This is a genomic window from Streptomyces sp. NPDC048290, from assembly GCF_040652095.1.
Taxonomy (GTDB): Bacteria; Actinomycetota; Actinomycetes; order Streptomycetales; family Streptomycetaceae; genus Streptomyces.
The window spans coordinates 117,903-139,879 of sequence record NZ_JBEZLM010000015.1; the positions used below are offsets into that span (position 1 = coordinate 117,903).

General features: G+C 69.2%; 10 protein-coding genes and 3 pseudogenes. 3 read left to right on the top strand and 10 right to left on the bottom strand.

Annotation, left to right across the window (positions count from 1 at the left end; all coding sequences use genetic code 11):
- Positions 1-2: 2 nt before the first annotated feature.
- Positions 3-4,394, bottom strand: a complete 4,392-nt coding sequence (locus AB0D49_RS25515) for a DUF6603 domain-containing protein (protein ID WP_362761407.1) — start codon at positions 4,392-4,394, stop codon at positions 3-5.
- The gene (locus AB0D49_RS25520; RefSeq protein WP_362761408.1) at positions 4,391-6,028 is read right to left on the bottom strand and encodes a hypothetical protein; all 1,638 of its coding nucleotides are present in this window, start codon (positions 6,026-6,028) and stop codon (positions 4,391-4,393) included. Before AB0D49_RS25520 ends, AB0D49_RS25515 begins: the two co-directional genes overlap by 4 nt.
- A gap of 779 nt (positions 6,029-6,807) precedes the next feature.
- Here AB0D49_RS25520 and AB0D49_RS25525 point away from each other — a divergent pair.
- On the top strand, positions 6,808-7,041 hold the full coding sequence (locus tag AB0D49_RS25525) for a hypothetical protein (protein ID WP_362761410.1): 234 nt from the start codon (positions 6,808-6,810) through the stop codon (positions 7,039-7,041).
- 666 nt (positions 7,042-7,707) lie between these two features.
- Here AB0D49_RS25525 and AB0D49_RS25530 read toward each other — a convergent pair.
- The 8 genes and pseudogenes from AB0D49_RS25530 to AB0D49_RS25565 form a co-directional block, all read right to left on the bottom strand.
- A complete protein-coding gene (locus AB0D49_RS25530; RefSeq protein ID WP_362761412.1) occupies positions 7,708-8,796 on the bottom strand; it encodes a S1 family peptidase in 1,089 nt (362 codons plus the stop codon).
- Positions 8,797-9,653: 857 nt separating this feature from the next.
- Positions 9,654-9,845 carry a YrhB domain-containing protein gene (locus AB0D49_RS25535; protein WP_362761414.1) on the bottom strand — a complete coding sequence of 64 codons (192 nt, stop codon included), beginning with the start codon at positions 9,843-9,845 and terminating at the stop codon, positions 9,654-9,656.
- A gap of 101 nt (positions 9,846-9,946) precedes the next feature.
- A pseudogene (locus AB0D49_RS25540) lies at positions 9,947-10,069 on the bottom strand (helix-turn-helix transcriptional regulator); the annotation flags it as partial.
- A gap of 39 nt (positions 10,070-10,108) precedes the next feature.
- Positions 10,109-10,711, bottom strand: a complete 603-nt coding sequence (locus tag AB0D49_RS25545; protein WP_362761416.1) for a hypothetical protein — start codon at positions 10,709-10,711, stop codon at positions 10,109-10,111.
- A gap of 23 nt (positions 10,712-10,734) precedes the next feature.
- Positions 10,735-10,953 (bottom strand): annotated as a pseudogene (locus AB0D49_RS25550) (transposase); the annotation flags it as partial.
- Positions 10,954-11,451: 498 nt separating this feature from the next.
- Positions 11,452-11,694 (bottom strand): annotated as a pseudogene (locus AB0D49_RS25555) (TMEM175 family protein); the annotation flags it as partial.
- A 459-nt stretch (positions 11,695-12,153) separates the two neighbouring features.
- The gene (locus AB0D49_RS25560) at positions 12,154-13,035 is read right to left on the bottom strand and encodes an ATP-binding protein (RefSeq protein WP_362761418.1); all 882 of its coding nucleotides are present in this window, start codon (positions 13,033-13,035) and stop codon (positions 12,154-12,156) included.
- Positions 13,032-13,352 (bottom strand): hypothetical protein, encoded by a 321-nt coding sequence (locus AB0D49_RS25565; RefSeq protein WP_362761420.1) that lies wholly within the window; start codon positions 13,350-13,352, stop codon positions 13,032-13,034. The genes AB0D49_RS25560 and AB0D49_RS25565 overlap by 4 nt, the downstream gene beginning before the upstream one ends.
- 523 nt (positions 13,353-13,875) lie before the next feature.
- Between AB0D49_RS25565 and AB0D49_RS25570 the strand changes: the two genes are divergently transcribed.
- Both AB0D49_RS25570 and AB0D49_RS25575 read left to right on the top strand, forming a co-directional pair.
- Positions 13,876-21,183, top strand: a complete 7,308-nt coding sequence (locus AB0D49_RS25570) for a LamG domain-containing protein (protein WP_362761422.1) — start codon at positions 13,876-13,878, stop codon at positions 21,181-21,183.
- Between the two features lie 127 nt (positions 21,184-21,310).
- Entirely contained in the window at positions 21,311-21,955 is a 645-nt protein-coding gene (locus AB0D49_RS25575) for a DUF4765 family protein (protein WP_362761424.1), read from the top strand.
- Positions 21,956-21,977: the final 22 nt, after the last annotated feature.

Below are 21,977 nucleotides of genomic sequence, written 5' to 3' on the forward strand. Positions count from 1 at the left end.
TGTCACCCGTTCTGGAGGAGAGGCACGTCGGTCAACAACCGGCGTGCCTGGGAGGCGAGTAGGGGCAGATCGTCGCTCGGACCGGTGAACACCGGGCTGCCGTCCTCGAAGGTGCTGCCGGTGAGAAGGGCGTGGAGAGCGGTCCGGTCCTCCTTCGCGTAGCCCTGCTCCATGTCCTCCAGGTGGACGAGGGCGTCCCGGGAGTTGGTGGGCACATAGCGCCAGGCGGCCTCGGACGTGCGGGACCAGGGTGCCCTTCCGCCCGGCTTCAGATACTCCTCCCGCAGCTCCGCCACGGCGATGGAGCCGCGGCTCGTGCCCTGGGCAGGGGCCGGGGCGGTGACGCTGAACCCGCACACCGCGTCCTTCATCGCGTCGGCGGACGGCGTGCCGGGCACCTGGGTGAAGGGCACCGGCGGGGTACCCCACAGGGAGGCGGGAACGGTCTGCTTCAGCGGGGTCAGCTGCCAGCCCTTGATGTCGACCGGTGTGGTCGAGCCCTCGCGATGCAGGGTGAGCGCGTGGGTGGAGGCTATGCCGGTCCTGTCCATGGGCTTCACGGAGATCCCGCCCGGCGCGGTGGCGGAACGGTGCACCTCTTTGCCGTCGTACGTGAGGACACTGGCGGGGATGGCCGAGCGGGTGTCGAAGGCGAACTGCTTGGCGCGGACGATCCACTTCTTGCCGCTGATGCTGGTGATGTCGTCACGGGTCTTGAACAGCCCGTCGGTGACGGCGATGGCCAGGAGGGAGCCATGGGGCAGCAGCTCGGTGAACCTCTTCCAGTCCAGCGCGCCGGTGTCCAGCGCGGAACGGTCCGCGCCGAAGTGGACGCTGAAGCTGACGATGACGAGATGGACCCGGACGACGCCGCCGGTGGGCGGCCCCCACAGGCTCACGTCCGCGCCGAGGGAGAGGGTGATCGTGCCCAGCAGGCCGAGGCGGACCGAGACGCCGATCGAGACGCCGATCTCCCCGGTGAAGAAGAACGGGTGCCAGCTCACCAGGAAGTCGGCATGCGCGGTGAACCAGGCCCGCAACCCGCCGTCGTGGAACAGGGCCTCCAGGGCACCGCCCGCCATCACGCAGGAACTGGTCAGGGCGGCATACGCCTCGCCCTTGATGCTCACCTCGTCGCTGACGGCCCAGTTGAAGCCCAGGCGGGGCACCCGGGGGAAGTGGGCCGGAACCTTGAACGCGGGATGGTATCCACCGAGGGTCGTCACGAACTCACCCGAGTGCGGATTGTCACCGAACCAGAGGTAGAACGCGAACCCGCCGGTCAGATGGCAGTCAGGGGTGAGGACATAGCTGTTCTTGCTGAGAATCGCGGTGGCCTCGAACGAGCCCCGGGAGGGCTCCAGGACGAGCCGGATCATCATCTCGACGTAGGCGTACGGATGGGTCGCGACGCCGGACTGGGGCAGGGGCAGGGGCAGCTGGAACACCGACAGGCCCAGCAGGGCGATGGTGAGTTCGTTCCCGAACTCGACCGCCAGCATGGCCCGGGTCGTGACGACCTTGTACGAGGTGAACTCCAGGCCCGCGGCCAGCCAGTACTCCCCCGCCTCCGGCTTGATCCACTGCTTCTTGACCCCGCTCGGCGCCGCTGACCTGCCCTCCAGGATGTCCAGGACTTCACTGGGTGTGTGCGAGGTTCTGCCGCCGGTCTGGCCGGGCGGGTTGGTGAGGGCGAGCAGGGGGAAGGCATCGACTTCGTCCTGCCCGGGGATCGTCAGCCGCCGGTTGACCCCGAAGCCGCCCATCAGCCCGGTGACGAAGAACGCCGCAGGCCCTCCGAGCGGTGCCTTCAGCTCGGCGAAGAGGAACAGTGAGGGCAGCCCGTCCGCCAGCTGCGCGTACGAGCCGAGCACGCCGATCGTGAACTTGCTGGTCCGGACGAGGAGTTCCCCGTCGTACTGGAACCGCACCCCGGGGTCGCGCTGGGCGTCCGGCACCCGCAGCATCGCCCCCAGGATCTCGATGGGCGGGGCGTCGTAGGAGACCCCGAGGCCGCTGAGGGCGAACTCCGGACGGAACTCCTTCAGCTCGGAGCCCACCCCCAGGCCGTCCAGGGACAGGGCGAGCGGGCCGAGCGCGATGTCGGCGTCCAGCAGGAACAGCAGCACACCGTCGTGGTACTGGACTCCGACCCGCTCCAGGTGCAGCGGCCCGAGGCTCTTGCCGACGGTGATCCAGGCACTCGCGGGGGCGGGGGGTGTGGCGGTCGGCGTGGGGGTCCCCTCGGTCGAGGGCGCGGTGCCGTGCCCCTCGACAGCCGTGGCGAGGGTCGGCGCCGTGCCCAGGCCGGGTCGGGTCGCGGACCCGGTTCCACCGGACAGCGGCAGGGACAACGGGTGGACGTCGCCGCCGAAGCGCAGCGCTGCGGTGAGGACGGTGCCGGCGGCCACGGTGGTGTGGGCCAGCGGGGTCCCGTCCAGCTCGGACAGGGCGGTGTTGACGCTGTTGATGGCGTCCTGGTCGAGGGCGGCGGAGGCGTGGACGACCGCCAGCTGCTGGATGCCGGCGTCCAGTCCTGCGGGGATCTGCGGTCCGGCGACCGGGATGTCCGAGAGGGCGATCTTCAGGGGGACGACCAGGTCCAGCAGATACCTCCGGTCCGAGCCCGGCTTGCTGGTGGCGAAGACCAGGTCGCCGTAGTGCTGCGAGGTCGCGGTCAGCACCAGGGCGCCGGTAGTGAAGTCGTAGCGGAAACCGGCCTTCACCAGGGCCAGGTCCAGTTCACTGGGCAGGGCCGGCATGTCGGTCCAGCCGAAGGCGTCGGCGATGTCCGTGAACTCCAGCGGGCTCTCCGTCATCTTCCAGGTGGCCTTCAGATGTGCCCCGGAGGTGCCCATGGCGAGGTCGAAGCGGAACACCTCGTCGCCTATGACCAGACCGCCGTCGAGCTGCACGGAGTAGTCGCCGGACGCCCCGCGCTCGGCAGTGAGGTTCAGGGTTGCGGGCACCTTCGTGCCGTGGAGCGGCAGGGCGGCGTCGACGGTGCCGTGGAGGGTGTAGGAGAAGGGCTGTTTGCCCTTGCGGGTAGCGGTGATGCCGAAGTCGGAGAGGACGAGGTCCCGCAGCTCCTGCGGGACGGTGTCGTGGCTGCCCGTGAGGTGGCGCAGCAGATCGCCGACGCTGACGGCGCCGGGGTGAGTGCCACTGACGGAGGTGATCTCCCAGCCGGACTCCGGCTCCGGCTTGTCCACGTCGACCGTGAACATGAAAGGGCCCGGGAGCAGCTTGGGCAGGACCTCCGCCTGGGCCAGGACCCGGACCCACTTCACGTTGACGCCGGACGGGTCCAGCGTCTCCACGACCAGACGCAGCCGCTCCAGCTCCAGGACGCCCGGGATGAGCTTCCACCCGGTCAGTGTGCTGACCGACAGCCCGGCGTGGAGAACCTTGGGAGGCGTGGTGCGTACGGCCATGGAGAACTCGTCGAGGCCGATCGAGGAGAAGGCCGTGGTGAGTTCTGACGGGAGGTGGCTGGTGATGCCCGAGCCGCCGGGCAGGGCCTCGATCAGGGAAGTAACCGACCCGTCCCCAGGTTTCAGTGGGGCGACGGAGACATGGTAGACGTCGCCACCGGGCGACAGGGAGACGGTGATCTCCAGCTTGTGGAACGTGCCCTTGATCAGCAGAGCGCGATCCTGGGCAGGGTGCAGGTAGTCCGCTGCGCCGATCCGGACGGCCAGCCGCGGAACGGTCAGCGTCAGGTTGTGGGGAGCCGTGCCGACGCTGAACCCCGAACTGCCGAGGATCGAGGCGGACAGCTCACCGACCGGCAGGACCTGCCCTTTGACCGGCGCGAAGGGGCCGTGCGCCAGCAAGGTGGTCTCACCCGCCGTCTTTCCCAGCAGTTCACCCACGAGCGACACGGCGGTCGTACCGATCCGGCACAGCAGGTTCTGCCCGGCCGCCAGATCGACTTTGGTTCCGGGCTCCCCCGGCCAGTGGAACCCCGGCCGGTCCACAGTGGTGTAGGCGAACACCGCATGACTCACACCCAGTACGTCGAACGGGAACAGCGTCAGGTCGGGGAAGGCGGTGGTGAGAGTCCAGGTGTCGGGCATGGTCGCGGTGACCGACATCTGGAGCGCCGCGCCCTCGAACCAGAACGCCAACGTGACGGGTACCGCCTGTGCGCGCAGTACGGCCGCGGTGCCGCCGGTGACGGTCAGTACGTCGCCGGACTGGCTGGTGCCACGGCTTGTGGTGAATCCGGAGACGGTCAGGCTCTGGCCGGCCGGCAAGGCGAACGCCTCTTTCAGCGCCGCGGCGGTTTCGCTGCCCACGAGTGGGCCGTCCAATACCACTGGCTTGCCGGCGCCTGCCAAGCCGTTGAGGTGGGCGGCGAGCGAGGTGAGATCCTTGAACGTCGCACTCATGGTGTCGCCCCCTGCGGCACGGACGCGCCCACGCATTCGACCTCGTTCGCTTGCACTTCTTTACCGCCCGTGCGTTTGAGCGGGATGGCGAAGAAGACATCGAATGGAGTGTCAGGATAGGTTTCCGCTGAGGTGTTCTTCTTCTCGGACTTCTTCGGGCTATTCTCCTCGGCCGACGAAGAGGGAAGTCCTACTGGTGCGATATTCGCAGCCGCCGCCTGCTCCAGAACCTGGCACTTGGCCTTGTCTTTGAATTCATCAGACTTCGATTCCTTTGAGCCGCTGCCCCACCATGCCTCGACGGCGTCACTTACCGTTCTTCCGTCTATCATCACCGGTGGCATGCCAGTGGCCATTACTCCGCCCTGCCCGCCCTTTGTGCTCTCATATTCCGCCACGGTTTTGATGAGACTCTGAACGGCACTTCGCAGATTCGCCGCACCATCGGCTGATGACGCAGCGGCCGATGATTCTACTGCTGCCTTCTTCACTGAAATTCCTTTGTATTGCACGAGAGGAATCTTCCTGCGCTTGAGGTAGTTGACAAAACTCACGTCTTCCGCAGAAGCGATAAACGCCGGGCAAAAATTGAGACGCAATTGCTCCAGTTTCCCGATGTTCCACAGTACCGCCTGCTGGATAAGCCCCGGAGAACCCTCCTTCACGAGCCCTCCGATATTACTGGCCTCTCCATCACCCTCCTTCTTGGTTCCTCCAGTAGCCCCCTTTCCGGACTTTTTACCGACTCCTCCAGTCGCTCCCTTTCCGGACTTCTTATCGACTCCTCCAGTAGCCCCCTTTTCGGCTCCTTTACCGCTTGCGCCAGTGGTCTCATTGCCGGTCTCGGGTTTCTTCCATCGGCGGGACTGATTGATCACATCTGGTTCCTCCAGAGCTACCGTTCCTGCCTGGAAGCCCGCGCAGATGTTTTCCCCGAGTTCGCCCTCGACCCCGTCGAGACTGTCGAGCCCTGCAAGTGCCACGACATTGTCGTCAAGCAGCCAAGCGGTGTCCCACACCGCTGCGCCTACTCGCTGCCGCATCTGCTTGCAGAACTCGATGGCAGCGAATCGTGTGGCTCCGAATCCGACGAGTTCACTTCCACCCGTAGTCACCGGATGCGCCTCAGCACCCTTCACCTTCTCCTTCACCGTGACCGACTTGGCAGCACCGACCCCTCCCACTGAGGGAAATCTCCAACCCACAATGGTCACGTCATTGATTCCTTGCTCGTTGAAAGCGTTCCGATAATCCCAGTACTCGGATTCATGCACCACTACATAGACGCCCCGATCATTTCCCAGCCGAGACGGGGAATACAGAGGAGCGACTGCCCAATCAAAGGCGCTCATGTCGCCAATTCCTTCAAAAGGACCTGCACGCTCCAATCTTTTGATCCTTTCCGCAATCCACTCTGACCGACTGCTGGACACTACGATCACTGGCGGCCTCGGATCTTCTCGTTCCCGTTCAGCCCGAACTGCACCACCCCAGTCCGCCAAGACCAGCTTCAGTCGCAGCTTCGTCAGGGCCAGAGCCTCCAGGACGCTGGTTCGGCAATTCAATAGATCAGGGCTGGCTGAATCCTTCTTGTCGGATTCCTTACCCTCTCCACTGCTGTAGGAGGCGTTCATCAGTGGTGTGTATTTCGCGGTCACCAGGTTCCCCAACCCGTAAGTGTTGTTCTTCGTTCCGTTAACAGGCATTGCGGTACCTCGCAAGGTTGTATCGCCCAAGCACGAGCGTGACCACACTCAAAGAATTCAGTCCGGTGGCTCGATACCAGGCTTGAGCTGACGTGCTGGCGACTCACAGCGTAGGAGGCCATTTGAGTCCCGGACAAGCATTTCGAGGCGGGAAGCAGAATGAGAAATTGCGGATGACGGAAAGCCAAGGACTACATGTATCCGAATCACCGAAGAAAGGTGACCGAGACGTGGAAGACCTTCTCGCGGCATCTCGAATACGGGAGGTACGGCTCATCCATCGGGGTCCGTGCCCCGCGAGTCACTCGGGCTGAGACTTCGCCCTCTGCACCTCGCGGCGTGCGAAAAATTGCAGAGCCGGTATTGCGGGCCGGAAGGCGCGACGGCGCTGGAGTCAAGGGTCATGAGGAGTTCAGCTTTCCGCCTGGGTACGAGCCATCGCCGCGCAGAGCCTGAGCACGACATTCCGCCCGCTATGCCGGCTATTTCCGACCACAGCCCACACAACTCGCCGACGTGAAGCAGTGGCAGACAAGGTCCCTGCTCCGTCGTGGTGTGTGCGCGTTGTGCGTCCCTCTGTCGGCACTGCGCTCGCGGCCCGGCAGCGCATCCGCGGAGCTCGTGACGGGGGGGGCCGTGGGGTGCAGTGCCGGCCGTACGAACCAGCCGCACGCGCCCGCGCCCACGGCGGCCTCACTGTCCTTCGGGTGAGCAACTCGACGATCTGGGCCTGTCCGGACGATCTGCTTGTCGAGAGCCCGCATCACGCCGGGTTGCCGGGGACACCCCTTCGCGGCCCGCACGCTCGCTGCGGTGGCGGGCATGAGGGACCGGAGCGAGATCCAGACGTGGCGGAGACCGGCACGGCCGGCATGAACCAGTGCCCGCGCGTCGACGGGCACGGCACCGGACGCCCGGCCGACGCCGCTGAAATCGGGTGACCGCAGGTCACCCGCCCTGTCTCGGACAGGTCGTATCGCTCCGACCGCGTCGGCGCCTCCCGTCGGCGCGGGGCGCGCTGGTTGCTTCTCACCGTGATGGTTCCCTGGGAGCGGGTCTCGCATCGGTCTGTGCCTGGCAGGGCCGCCGCTGGTTGCGAGCCCTGGTGTCAGGGGGCACGGTGTCACGCGCGCCACGGAGGTCTTCTGTCTGGGCACTTCGCGCCGGTAGCGGCGTCCGTGGGCGACTCGGAGGGCGGGGCGGTGCACCGCGACACCGACAGCCGGCGGCGCAGCGGCGCCGACCACGGCGACGATCAGCAACCTGGAGCCCGGCAGACGGCGCGACGACAACACCTCGCCGACGCTTCCGACCGCCCTGTCTCCGGGCGGTACCACCACTCCGTCGCCGAGTGAGTCGCCGTCGGAATCCGTGCTTCTTGGATGTGCATCTGGGCGCCTGTCACCCGCTCGTTCGCTCGCTCGCTCGCTCGCTGTACGAGGGTCCCCCGAATTCCTGCCCATGTGCCGCTCCCGTCAGGGCCGGAACGGGACGTGGTCCAGCTCTCCCGTAGAAGAGCCGGACCACGTCCGCCGACCCATGGCGGGGACCGTCAGCGGATCGGAATCAGGGCGGCGGTCCCGTACCGGTACCGGCCGCCCCGGGTGTCACGACCGGGGCGTGAGGCCGGAGCCGGCTCCGACCGCTCCGCCGAGACCGGCGCCGAGTTCCGCTCCGAGGTCGTCCAGAGCGGTGGTCACCGGTTCGTAGAAGGACTCGCCACCGGTCTCGCAGTCGCCATTGCCTCCGGACGTGAGGCCGAGAGCGACGCCGTGCCGGGTGAACAGGGGGCCGCCGCTGTCGCCGGATTCGGCGCAGACACTGGTCTGTATGAGACCGGTGACCGTGCCCTCCTTGAAGTTGACGGTGGCGTCCAGGCCGGTGACCCGGCCGGAGGCGAGCCCGCTCGTCACCCCCATGCGCAGCACGAGTTCACCCACGAGGGCATCCGCCGCCCTGCTGATGGGGAGCCTGCCGTCGGGACCCAGGTCGACCTCGCTCGGAGCCCGGACGTCCGGGGCGGTGTACTTCACCAGGGCGTAGTCGCCGGTTTCGGAGAAGACGGACCGGACGGTGCTGCCGATGGGTGTGCCGTCCGTGGGGTCCGACCACTGAGTGCCTTCGGGCCCGCAGTGACCGGCCGTGAGGAAGGCGGGCGTGCCGTCACCGGCCGTGACGTTGAAGCCGGCCGAGCAGAGCGTCTTGCCCTCGGCCGTGATGCCGTCGCCTCCGGAGAGGGTGGGCTTGAAGGTGCCGGACATCTTCTTCACGGTGGCCATGCCGGGACCGAGTTCCTTGACGGCCGCCTCCAGCCGGCTCCATCGCTCACCGGTGACCGTGCTGTCGGCCGTGACGGCGACGGTGTTGGTGTGCGGGTCGATGGACCAGGCGGTCCCGGGGATGGTGGCGTCCCTCTTCAGCGCCGCGGTCGCGACGGCGAGTTCGGCGGAACTGTTGTCCACCTCGTGCACGGCCGCGCCCGCCTTCTGAACCTGCTCGACGAGCCGGGCATCGTCCCCGGTGACGTTCACCACGAGCTGTCGCTTCTCGGTGTCGTAGTAGGAACCGGCGAAGCCCTCGCCGAGGCTCTCGGCGAGACGGGTGGCGAGGGCGGAGGCGTCCTGTGCCTTGAGGGTCCGGGGCGCGGCCGTGGCCGACGCCCGGTCCTGGGAGGCGTTGGCGTTCGGCAGCAGCACGACCGCGGCTCCGAGAGCCGCGACGATACCCGCCGCAATCACTGCCTTACGCTTCGAAATACGCTTGTGGTTCACGTTTCTCTTCTCCATGGGGAATTGTTCCGCCGCCGATATCGGCGACGGGCTGGGGGGGGACGGTCATTGGTACGGCGATTCACGGAATGCGTTTCATTCCAGCCGTACGGACCCTCGAATGGGTCGGCTGATCAGCGGACGACCGAAGAATCTCGCTCAGATTTTCTCCGGTTGAGCCGGTGCCGGTCCGTCGATGGCGGGAGCGTAGACCGGCTCTCGGTGTTTCCGCACTCCCGAAGCGGGCGGACGTGCTCGCCGCCTTGCTTCTGCATAATTTCGCGTACTCCGAAGCCTGCTGGCGCCAAGTCAGAATTCACATTCCCGCGACACGATCGGGGTCTTCATTGTCGAGCAGCGAGCCGAAGGAAGACTCAGTCCGCCCCGACGGCCCGTCACGGCTCGTGCCTGCGCCCGATCTCGACAATCAGGTCGCCGGGCAATCAGCACCGAGCACGGTCAGGACCGGGGGAGTCCGCGGAGGACGGCGGCGTTCCCTTGTCCGGGCGTGAAGCCGCCACCCACCACACAACCGACACAACGGGCGGCACCAGCTCACGCCGGACAACCGCTGCAAGACGTGTCGGCGCCTCGCCGCGTTCCAGGGCGGTCATGTACTCGGCGACCTGAGCCTGCCCGACACAGGGGGTGCATGGCGCACTACCTCACCGGGCGCGCGCCGCCGCCCGCAGCTCGTCCACCGCGGTGCGGGTGACCTGCCCTCGTATGCGGACCCGGTAGCCCTCTTCCCGCGCACCGGTCCGGGCGGCGACGACACCGGTCTGCTACAGGCTGCCGTCGAGGCGACCGACGAGGTACGGCCCGTTCCTGGCCGGCGCGAAGCGCGGGTCTCCGGTGCGCAGGTACTCGGCGGAGGTCCAGGCGACGAGCCACACCAGATCGTGCCGCGCCACCCGCGACACGGCCATGCGCGTGGTGTCCCGTCCGGTGAACGACTTGTTCGTGGAGATTCCCAAGGCCCGGATCGGCGTGGACGACGGTCTGCGGGACGTACTCGGACTCGACTCGCTCGGCTTTCTCGAACCACGCGTCACCTATGGGCATCAGCTCGACGCCTCGGCCGGCGCTGCCCGCTCTCCAGCCGGGACAGGGCGCTCTCGGACACCCCCGTCGTCGCCGAGAGGTGGGCGAGGGTGATGCCGCGGTCCCGGCGCAGCGCGCGCAGGCGGGGGCCCACCATGTCGAGTACGTCGTCGTCGGTCTACGGGCTGTCCCGTATCTACCGATCGGGGCGGACACCCCGGACGTGTGCGATCACGTCTGGTTGGCCCAGGCTGGCACGGTTGACCTGGCCTCGGCCTCGGATCACGCCGTCTGCGGCCAGTCGTTTCCTCAGGGCGTCGGGTGCCAGATGGGTCTCGAAGCCCTCGCTGAGGCCTCGCCCCGTATCTGCGTACTCGTAGCGGACTGCGTACATCCTTCCCGCGTGATGCCATTCGCAGCGGACGAGAGGTCGCGCGAGGACTGACTCGAACCACTCTGCTGCCCTGTTCGCCAGCTCTCCAGGTCCGCCTGCGGCTTCGAAGGTGAACTCACTCGCGGCCTGCAGAATGGTGAAGTCCTGGTTGTGGAGTTTGCCACCACGGACCACGGAGCCGTCGAAGTGGGCGCCCGCTGTCAGAACTCCCTGGTTGCGTTGTGGGTCACCTATGTCCAGATAGACGATCAGCTGGCCGTTGGAGGTGTTCGTCGATGGCAGCACGACCGTGTCGAGCGGGTCCACCTGCCAGGAGCCCGCTCGTTCGGCCAGAACGTCAACGAACGCGCGTTGCGCGATGTCCAGGTCGTCCTCGTCGTACTCGAACCAGGGGATCTCGTCCATGACCGCACACTCTACGGGCGGCACAAAGGCAGGGCGCCGATCGAGGCGGGTTGGTCCACGATGACCAGGACGGTCCCGAAGTTCGCGGCAAGTCTGTCGAAGACGGCCCGCAGTTTCGGCTCGCTGTTGGGCAGCGGCCTGTCGAAGACCTTCTTCCCGGCAGAAGTCAGCCCGTGGCCGTGATGAGCAGACTTGCCGACGTCCAGGCCGAGGAACACGCCCACGTCTTCGATCTCGAACAGCGCGCCCTTTCCAGGATGTTGACGGTGCCGGCCCCGGCTCGGGTGTCGTGATCGCGAATCCACGTCATGCAGACCTGCCGCCCGCGAGCCGCCTGGTGTTGCACCGGACCGGACGGTGGCCGGACCTCTGATCAGCGTCTCCGACGAACACCCCCGAGCCCGGTGAACACCACCCCCCAGGTCATCTTGGACGACGAGGGGCACTGGGTGTCCCACGGCCGCGGTGACGGCCGGTTCGAGCAGGCGCACGGCGGGACCCAGCAGGAACGAGACGGGAACGGATACCCCGAACACCGCGGCCAGGCAGACGCTGCGTACCAGACTCTCGGCGAACACCCGGGGCGGGGCGTCCGCCCGGTACAGGTGCGCGCGCCAAATCTCCCGGATGAACAACGCGAACGACGTGGATGCCAGGACCTGCACGAGCGCGTACAGACTGAACCGCGGCGGGAAGACGCCGTCGGAGGTGATCACCCGGGTCGCGAACGGCATCAGGACCTGCATGAACAGACACGTCAGGGTCAGGCTCGTCAGGCGGCTGTCCAGCGCGTGGACGTACTGGAAGATCCCGTGGCGGGCACGCCAGTGGGCGGCGATCACCACGAGGCTGATCCCGAAGGCCAGGTAGTCCTTACTGTGGGCTGCCGCCGAGCTGAGCATGGCGCTGGTGGTACCGCCGGTTGGAACGGGGAGGTCCAGCGCGAGCAGGGTGAGTGCGATCGCGATCGCCGCGTCGACGAGTGCGGTGAGCCGGTCGACGGCACGTGCTCGCGCCTCGCTCGTTCCGTCGTCCGGCTTGCTGCCGGGAGCAGCTCCCTGTGGCTCAGGCGCTGGATTTCCCGGTCCAGCGGGGTGTGGGCGCCAGACGCCGGTACCGGTACTCGGCCGTCCATCGCCGGTCGTCGACCGGCTCGTCATCGCGTTCGTCCGCCACGCCACACACCACGAGCGGAGGCTGTCCGGGATGTGCCGGGACCGGGAGTGGGTGCGGGATCGGGGAGCCGTGTGACCTGCGTCGAGCTGTGGCTGACCAGCCGTCAGGTACGGGGCCGGGGTCGTCGGCTCCGGGGCCTGCCGCAACTCGCCCAGTTGACGACCGTCGCCCTCGGACACGGCGCCGGGACGCCCACTGGGTCGACCATGCCACCGCACTCGGCGAGACCCGGCCGCCGTGCCCCACCATCCCCACCGTGCCCCCACTCACACCGGCCGGATACGCGCCCGTACCGTCTTGGAGCGCGCCCCCGCGCGGGCCGGGCTGCTCAGTTCCGCGCCCAGCAGCCGCACGTCCATCAGCCCTCCGTTCCCGGTTCCGGCAAGTGCGGCTTTGCCGAGCGGGAGGTCCGGGCGGGGGTCCTGGACGTCGATGACCAGCCCGCCGCCGGGCGGCACGGACAGCCGTACGGTCATCCGGGCGGGGCCGCCGTCGGCGGGCTGAGCGTGGGTGACGGCGTTGTGGGTGAGCCGGGACACCACCTGGATGGCGCGAGGGACGTCCCCGGTCCACCCCATGAGTGTCAACTGCCGCCGCACATCCCCCCGCACCCGGCACAGACTGGCCGGGTTCAGGGCGTACGACCGCGACCAGCGGCGCAGGAAGAGCGGCTCGGGCAGGGCAGGAGGGTCCGCGGCGGGGAACGGCCCGGGGAGCGGGGCCGCGGGGTACCCGGACTCCGGGTACGCCACGAACGCCGGGAGGCTGCCCAGCCAGCTCCGCAGCAGCCCCCGTTCCACCTGGGTCACGGCCACCTCGCTCTCCGTCGGCATCACCAGGCCGACCGCCCGGCGGTCGATCAGGAGCCGTTCGACGGCCCGCCAGCCGATGCGCTGCGGGGCCGGATTGTGGGCGGGACCGACGTCGTACACCTCGTGGGCGGGGCGCCAGCCCTGCCCGGCGGCGAAGTCCCGCAGACCGGCGAGGGCGCGGACGGCGAGCCTGGCGCTGACACCGACGGTGTAGAGGACGACCGCGGGTTCGGTGGGCCCGGTGCCGTGCCACGGGCCGGTGGGCGGCCGGGGGGTCAGCCCGCCGGCCGCACGGATGTCGGGGGCGGGGAGCCGGGGGTCGCGTGGCGTGCTCATGAGCGGTCTCCCGTCCCGGCGCCGGGCAGCGCGTCCGGCAGTTCCGGCAGGTCGGCCGCCCGTACGTCGGCCCAGATGACCGCCGTTCCATTGGGCCGGACGCTGTGGCCGAAGCGGTCGGCGGTGCGCAGCAGAAAGGCGAGGACTACGAGCCGGATGCCTTCGCTGAGGGCGCGGGACACCGGCACGGTGACCCGGATGCCGGTGCCGTGGGCCTCGGTCCGGACACCCACCGGGTCGTCACGGTCCAGGGGGACGCCGAGCGCGCAGCTCAGCATCGCGGCGATGGCGGTGGCCCTGGTCGTCGGAAGCGTCATGGATTTCCCCTGCGTGGGCGTAGGTGGAGAGGTGGAGTGCCCCGCCCGGACGGGACCGTGGAGGACCGGGCGGGGCACACCGCGGACCCGCGAGGAGGGGGAGGGTCCGCGGCCTTGGAGACGTCGTCCCGGGGCCGGCCTTCGTGCGACACGACGAAGACGACAGCGGCGGCACGACTCCATGTCCCGGTAGCCGGATTTCGCTGACCGGGCTTGAAGCGTACGACCCATTCCAGCCAGGGTGAATCGGCTTTACCAATTGCCGACGCAATCCATGAGAGCCGAAAGGATCATCACGACCGCACCTGCTCTTCGCTCCGGGCTCTCACCCCGAGGTGTCGTCTAAGCTCCGCAGCAGGTCGTGACCCACGTCTGGGTTTCTGCAATATTTCGCAGATCAACGACGAACCTCCCCCACCCATCCGTGAATTCACGCATTCCCGAATTCACGTCTGCATGGACTCCTGCTTTGACACGCGCACGAGTTCACCTGCCCCCGCGATAACAGAAATGGGCGACTGACATGCCGACCCCCGATCGCACCCTCCTCAAGACCTACGCCGACCGCACCTACACGCACACCGCGATGACCCGTCACCAGGGCACCGCGCTCGCCTTCGCCATGGACCAGGACCGGCGGATCTTCTACTCCGTCCTCGATCTCTCCGCCTACGACGAAACGCGCGGCGACCTGGACGCCGCCTACTGGTCGCAGAACCCGGCCGAACTGGACTTCCCGGAGGAGGTCGAGCGGGTCGGGTACGCGGTGGCGGGCCTGACCGCGATGCCGCTCGTGAAGAAGGGCGCGCGGCAGGAGGCCGGGGCCGAGGACCAGCTGAGGCCCGAGGAGATCGACCCATTCCTGTCGACCACCGCCCGCCTCACCGCCGACGCCCCCTTCCAGGTGCTGTCGGACGGTACCCATGTCGTGCTGCTGCGGCAGTCGATCGGCGCGGACCATCCGGACGCGGTGTTCGTCACCGGCGCGCGGGGCGAACACCCGGCCGTCGAGGACACCTTGCTCTGCGACCGTTTCCTGCTGGTCGACGGGCAGCTGAAGCCGGTGACGGAGGTCCGCTACAAGCGGAGCCGGCACAAGACCCGGCCCGAGTCCGCGCACGACAGCCTCGGCCCCGCCGACATGGACGGTGTGCCCTTCCACGAGCCCACCCAGGAACTGGGCTTCGTCCGCCACCTCACCGGCGGCCGTTTCACCGCGGTCCTCGTCCCGACCGCGGTCCAGGGACAGCAGCGGTGGCAGTTCTTCGCGCACAACGACCGCACGGACCGGATCAACGGCTTCAGCGTCGAGCAGGGCAGGGACGGGCTGTTCAACACGTACGGCACCCGGTTCTGGACCAGCCCGGACCCGCAGTACCGGCCGTCGGTGTTCGAACGGCAGCCGGGCAAGTGCCCCTTCACCGGAGCGGCCCTCGTGCCCTTCACCCCGGACACCCCGCTGGCGGAGAGCGCGCTGCGGTTCGACGGGAAGTCGGCGTACATCGATCTCGGTACCTCGGAGCGGCTGCGGGCCAAGGGCGGCTCGTACACCGTGGAGGCGTGGGTCAGGCGGGACGCGGCCGGGGGTCCGGTGATCGCCCGCCGGTCGGCGGCGGCCGGGTTCGAGCTGCGTATCCAGAGCGACGGCGCCCTGGTGCTCGCCCACGGCGGCCAGACCGTCACCACCTTCGCCGCCGCCGTAGCGGCCGGTGTCTACACCCACATCGCCGCGACCTTCGACAAGGCGACCAAGCTCGGCAACCTCTACATCAACGGCGAGTACAAGAAGTCCGCCCCCCTGAACCCGGTCGAGGACGGCACGGACCCGCTGCGGATCGGCTCGGCGGCGTCCGGCGGCTTCTTCGCCGGGGAGATCGACGAGATACGGATCTGGAACCGCGCCCGTACGGAGGCCGAACTGAGGGAGGACCGGTCACTGCGGCTCGTCGGCGACGAACCGGGCCTCGTGGCCTACTACCGGCTGGACGAGGGCACCGGCACGATCGCCTACGACCAGACCCAGTCGACGCTGCGCGGCACCCTGCACGGCACGGCCGCCTGGGTCGCCTCCAGCGCCCCGGTCGGCGACCACCCCGGCATCCGCCGCGACAGCTTCACCTTCCAGGACCGTACGGTCGTCTCCGGTCTGTCGGCCTGTCTCTATCACCGGCAGGAGAAGACCGCGGCCGGCGACGGCAGGGCGGAGCAGACCGCCAAGAGCCAGGCCCGGGTGCTGCTGGCCTGTGCGACCCGGGCGAGCGGCGACGGGGCCCTCGACCTGCGCACCGCCACCGTCGACTTCGGCGTCGGACTGGACGGGCGGCTGGCGGCGGTGCCGGACGTGCTCGCGCTCGACGGGCTCGTCGATCCGGTGGCGGCGAAGCACGAGGCGGTCGCCAGGCATGAGGACGAGATCGCCGGGCTGAAGGACCGGCAACTCGGCCTGACCACCGAAATCGGCGCCACGGAGGCGGCACGGGCCGCCGCGGTGGCGGCGCTGGGCGGCCCGACGGGCTCCGTCGCCAACTGGCTCTCCACGTCCTACGTCCATCTCATCAGCAAGGAGCCGCTCGGCAGCAAGTACCTCTCGGCCGCGGACGGCGGCCGTCTCACGGAGGGCCCCCGCCGGCCGACGGAGGGCCACTGGCAGATCACGAAGGTCACCGGGTTGCCGGGGCAGGGCCCGGACACCATCGTGCAGCTCACCCATCTCACCGGCGGCACCCGCCGCACCCTCGTCCAGACCGGGGGATCGGTCCTGCTCACCACGGACCCGGGCGCCTATGCGCCGGCGCAGCGCTATTGGATCGTCGTACCGAGCCTGGACAACCAATTCCGTCTCAAAAGCGCCAACGGGACCGACAAATGGTTCACGCCCACGGCGATCGTCAGCACCGACGCGAAGGCCGCCTGGCTCGCCGTCGAGTTCAAGGCGACCTCCCGGGCGCAGGACGAACTCGACGCCCTCGACGTGACCCTCACCCGGCTCAGGAAGGACAAGGACGATGTGGCGGCCCGGCTGACCACCGCCGAGCAGCACCTCAAGACCGCCCAGGAACAGGTGCTGAACACCACCGAGGCCCTCCTGGAGATCCCCTACCGCGGGACCGACCCCAACGGGCTCACCCACGCCGGCGCGCTGCTCGACTTCGCCCGCACCACTTCCACCCCCCGTCTGATGGACAGCGCGAACGGCCGGGTGGCGCTCTACTTCCAGGGTGTCGGCGACGAGTTCCTGGCCGGGCACCTGGACACCAAGGCCGTACGCGGAGTCCACCGGCTGACCGAGGGCACCACCGCTCTCCTCACCTTCACCGCGCAGGACCCCACGATCGACCTCGGCGCCGCCAAGGTCGAGATCGGCGCCAGCAGCCATCCCCAGCTGTGCGACGTCGGCTTCAGCTTCGGTACCGGCACAGCGCACTTCCGCCAACTGCCCCGTACGGCCGCCGCTCTCGCGGCCGTCCTCAGCGGCGCCCCCGGCACTCGGGTCGGCACGGTCGACACCGTCACCCAGGGCAAGGTGCAGTTGACCCACCCCGGGCTCGTCGCCGTCCACCAGGGCGCCTACGTCCGGGTCGGCACGAGCATCCATGTGGTGGGCGCCGGGCCGACGGCCACTCATCTCCCCCTCCAGCCCGCGCCCACGGCGGTCAAGGGCGACGAGGTGTCCCTGGTCGGCACCGCCGCCGCGACCCCGTTCCGCCCCGGCGGCGTCCCCGCCGGTCTCTCCCGCTGGGCCACCGTCACCGCGCCCGCCGCCGACACCGCCGTCCCGAACGGCACCTACACCCTCACCACCCAGCAGAAGGGCCACGGCAGCCGCTGGCGCGGCGACGCACCCGGCCGCGCCCTGCGGCTCACCGGTACCGCACACCGCCCGGCCCCCGCCGCCGCGGCACTGGGCGGCTTCGGCGACCCGGCCGGTGACCTCACCGCCGAAGCCTGGGTGAACCCCGAACCGGGCACCACCCCGGGCCTCCACCGCGTCCTGCACCTCGCCACCCCGGCCGGTCCGTGCGCCACGCTGGCCCTGGACGACGCCCCGGTCGGCGGTGGCATACGCCTGGACGGCACCGACGACACGGTCCAGATCTCCGATGTCCCGCTGACCGGCTCGGACTTCACCGTCGAATGCTGGCTCCGGCGCGATGCCCAGCGGACCAAGACGGACACCCTCCTCGCCACGACCGGTCTCACCATCGGATTCGACCCCCAGGGCAGATTCCGGGCGGCCTACGGCGACACCGTCGCCCGCGCCTGGGGCCGGTACACCACCTCCGACTGGACCCACTGGGCGGTCACCTACCGCCGGGCCACCGGCAGGCTGATCGTCCTGTGCAACGGCCGGAACGCGGCCGTCGCCCGGGTCGGCACCCCGCCCCCCTCGGCCGGCGGGACGGTGACCGTCGCCCCGGCCGACCCCAAGGACAACCACCGTCTGCCCGGCGACCTCGCCGAACTGCGGATCTGGAACGTGGCCCGCACCGCCCCCGAGATCCGCGCCGCCAAGGAGCGCAGGGCCCGCGGCGGCAGCACCGAACCCGGTCTGCTCGGGGCGTGGACGTTCGAGGGCGGCCAGTTCAAGGACATCACCGGAAGCCAGCGGACCGTCTCCGTCAAAGGCAACCCGTTCACCGCCGACTCCCCCATCGCCTCCCACCACATCGTCGCCGCTGTCCGCGACGGCTCCGGCGGCACCCTCGCCCTGCGCAGCCGGGACGCCCATCCCGGCCGGGAGTGGGCGCACCTCGCGGCCGTCCACGAGCAGTCCTGGGCGCTGGAGTTCGACGGCAGCGCGTGGGCCGAGACCCCGGACGCCGACCGGCTGGACATCACCGGCGACCTCACCGTCGAGGTGTTCGCCCGGATCGACTCCGTGGACGTCCGCCAGGGCCTGCTGTCCAAGGGGCGGCTCGGCGACGGCGAGGGCGGCAGCGTGCCGTACCAGCTGTCCGTACTGCCCGGTGGGAAGCTGGAGTTCGCCTTCGAGGAGGCCGGTGACACCGCCATCGTGATCCGGCGCTTCACGTCCACCGGAACACTGACCTCGGGCTTCCACCGGCTCGCGGTGGTCCGCCAGGATCGCCGCGAGACCCAGGAGACGCGGGGCAGCGTCGACGTCGAGTACACCGGACAGGACGGCACGAAGCAGATCAGGAAAGTCACCACCGTGACGGGCGTCAAGGTCGACGAGTGGCAGGACCTCACCTTCTTCGTCGACGGCCAGGAGAAGGGCGTCTGCCGCTACGGCGGCAAGGCTCCCCGCGGCAATGACGGCCCTCTGGAGATCGGCCGCGCCCGCGACGCCACCGACGTGCACGGCCTCAAGGGCGCGATCGGAGAGGTCCGGATCTGGGGCACAGCCCGGGAGGCGAGGGATCTGGGCCTCCTTTTGCGGCCCCGGAGCGAGGGGCTGCTCGCCCGCTGGACCTTCGAGGAGAACGACGGCACCACCAGCGCCGACCCGACCGGCGGCTTCGACCTGACGTTGCACGGCACGGACTGGGTGCCCGACCCGGACCCCCGCGCCAGTACCCTCACGCTGTACCGCAACGGCGAGCCCGTCCCCTGCACGACCACCGACTCCGCCGCCCTGAGCGACTGGGGGCCGGAGCAGCTCACCCTGGGCGGCAGGAAGACGACCTCCGGAGCCCGTGACACGTTCACCGAATGCCTCACCGGCACGGTCGAGGACGTCCGTCTGTGGCGCACGGCCCGTACCTCCGAGCAGATCCTCGACCACCTCTTCACCCGCCTGCACGGCGACAAGGAGGACCTCCTCGGCTACTGGCCCATGGACGACGGCCCCCTCACCGACACCACGGTCCGCGACCACTCCCTGCGCGGCAACGACCTCGCGCTCACCGACCCGAACACCGCCACCGGCCCGAACACCGCCACCGGCCAGAAGGCCGCCGCCCTCGTCCTGTCCACCGCCCCCGTCTCCACCGACACCGCCGCCGTCCGCTCCGCCATCGCCGGCGTCCACACCGAGTTCCACCAGCCGATCTCCGGCCCACCCGCCGCCACCGAGTACGCCGACCTCCAGTACACGCCCTCCGGCGAGTCGTACGGCGTGCTCAAGCGCTGCTACAGCCATCTGCACGACGGTGTCTGGCGGCTCACCACCGGCTACAAGGTCGGCGACCTGATCAGCGAGTGGGTCGGCCAGATCCAGTACGACCCCCAGCTCATCGGCTACATCGAGGGCGCCCCGCCGGTCCCGGCCGAGAACCTCACCGGCGGCGCCGACCTGGAGAACCGCGCGAAGGTGGTCTTCCAGGAGGCGGACGAGGTCACCTCGGTACTCTCCTCCGCCAGGTCCCGCTCCACGGACATCTCCTTCAGGTTCTCGGCGGGCAACGAGGTCGACGCCGGGGCCCTGCTGATCACCGCCCCGCTCGGTATCGGCACCGCCCAGCCCGCCGCGAACGTGAAGTTCTCCGGCCGGGTCGGCGGCAGCTTGGACTTCAACAACGCCTGGACCGACGAGACCACACTCGCCCAGGGCACCGGAACCACACGCGACACCAGCGCCACCCTCACCGGCCACTGGGGGAAGGCCGCCGACAAGGAAGACGAAGGACGCTACTACCCCGACAACCGGGGCTTCGCCCTCGTCCAGTCCGAGACCGCCGACGTGTACGCCCTGCGGCTCGCCCACTCCGGCGCGCTGGTCGCCTACCGGATGACCCCCAACGCGGACATCCCCCGGGACTGGAACATCATCAGCTTCCCCATCAACCCCCAGTACACCAAGCAGGGCACCCTCGACGGCTGTACCGGCTTCGACAGCACCGGTGCCAAGGTCCTCGACCCCGACTACCTGACCGCCAAGGGGTACGGCGAGCACAGCTACTTCAAGCCCCGCGAGGCGTACGCCCTCAAGCGCCGCATCCAGCGGGACCGCCAGCTCCTGGAGAACTACTACACCTCCGTCTCCACCGACACCGGCACCGCCGACCCCACCCAGGACCGCGCGGCAAGGCTCCTGGAGCGCGTACTCGGCTCGGTCCCGGGCGCCCCCGGCAACCGGCAGCCCACCGGCGCCGCCACCTCACACGCCGCTCGCGACATCGCCAACACCTATGTCTGGACGGCCGACGGCGGCTTCTTCGCCGAGACCACCGACACCCTGGACGTGGTCACCGAGACGAAAGGCGGCTCGTACAGCGTCACGGGAGCGGTCACCGGTTCCCTGTCCGGCAGCTTCAAGGTGGCCGGTGTCGGGATGGGCTTCCAGCTGGACACCTCGGTGGGCGGCGGCACCACCGTCACCCGCGCCCGCACCCGCGAGGCCACCCGCTTCCACCGCCTGGACGTACTCTGCGACCCGCCCCGCGACGGCAAGGAGGGGACCTCTCCCGGAAGGGTCGACGCCTACCGCTTCATGACCTTCTACCTGGCCGAGGACACCGCCCACTTCGAGGACTTCTACCACAAGGTCGTCAGCCCCAAGTGGCTCGCCGAGAGCAGCGATCCGCGGGCGGTGGCCCTGCGCCAGGCCCGGCAGAGCGTCCACAAGCCCCCGTGCTGGCGAATCCTGCACCGGGTCACCTATGTCTCCCGCGTCCTGCCGAAGGTCGTCTCCGCGACCGCGCCCGCCCTGGACCAGCTCGTACGTGAGGTGAACCTCCCGAGCAACTACGAACTCGTCCGTGCCCTCGACCCCTACGTCCGCGGCGCGACCGCCACCCACCAGCAGCTGACCGCCGCCACCGAACGCGCCCTCGCCGAGCACCTGCCCACGCTGGCGAAGAGCCGGTACGCGGACGTCGCCGCGTTCCTCGCGGACTACTACGGCGTCCCCGCCGACCCCGACCAGTGACACCGGAACACCACGTGCGCGGAACGGTCCGCGCACCGAGAAGAGAGGGACTGATGTGCGCGGAGCGATGATGAAGAAGGCCGCCGGCAGCAGGGGGCGGCGGCCCTCCCCGAGCCCCCGGCGTGGCGTGAGCCCGAGCCATTCGCCGGACCGTCAGGGCGCCTCCGCCCCCGATCCCGGCCCGTCCAGCGGGCCGGACCCGGCCGGTGCCGTCGGCGGGCGGTCCGACCCGAAGATCATCACGACCCAGAAGACCAGCCTCTCCCCGGACCACGACGACTACGACTCCGACAACGACGACTTCGCGGAGACGGTGGCCAAAGGCAAGCTGGTGCCCAAGCCCAAACCGGAGGCCGAGGTGCGGAAGGCGGTGGCCAGTGGGTCGGCGGAGTGGATCACCCTGTGGCGCGGGATGTCCAGGGCCGCGGCGGACGAACTGGTGAGGGCGGGCAGGACTCCAGGGTCGACGGCGGACGAGCCGAGGGCGCCGACCGAGGCGGAACGCAAGAGCCAGGTCCAGAAGGGCTCGACGGGCAACTCGTCCGGCCCCCGCCTGCTGGAGTTCACCACGGACATGGGCGTAGCCGAGTCCTTCAGCTACGGCTCGCGCGCCATGGTCGTCGCCGAGATCCAGGCCCGGCACCTGGTGAAGGGGAGTGAGCCCGAGGGCGGCTGGATACCCTACTGGGGCGCACCCGTGAACGTCTCCTACATCGTGGACCGTAGGGGCCTGCCAGAATCCCGCACCGAACTACGCGGCAACGCCCCGTAGCCCCACCCACACCCACCTCACC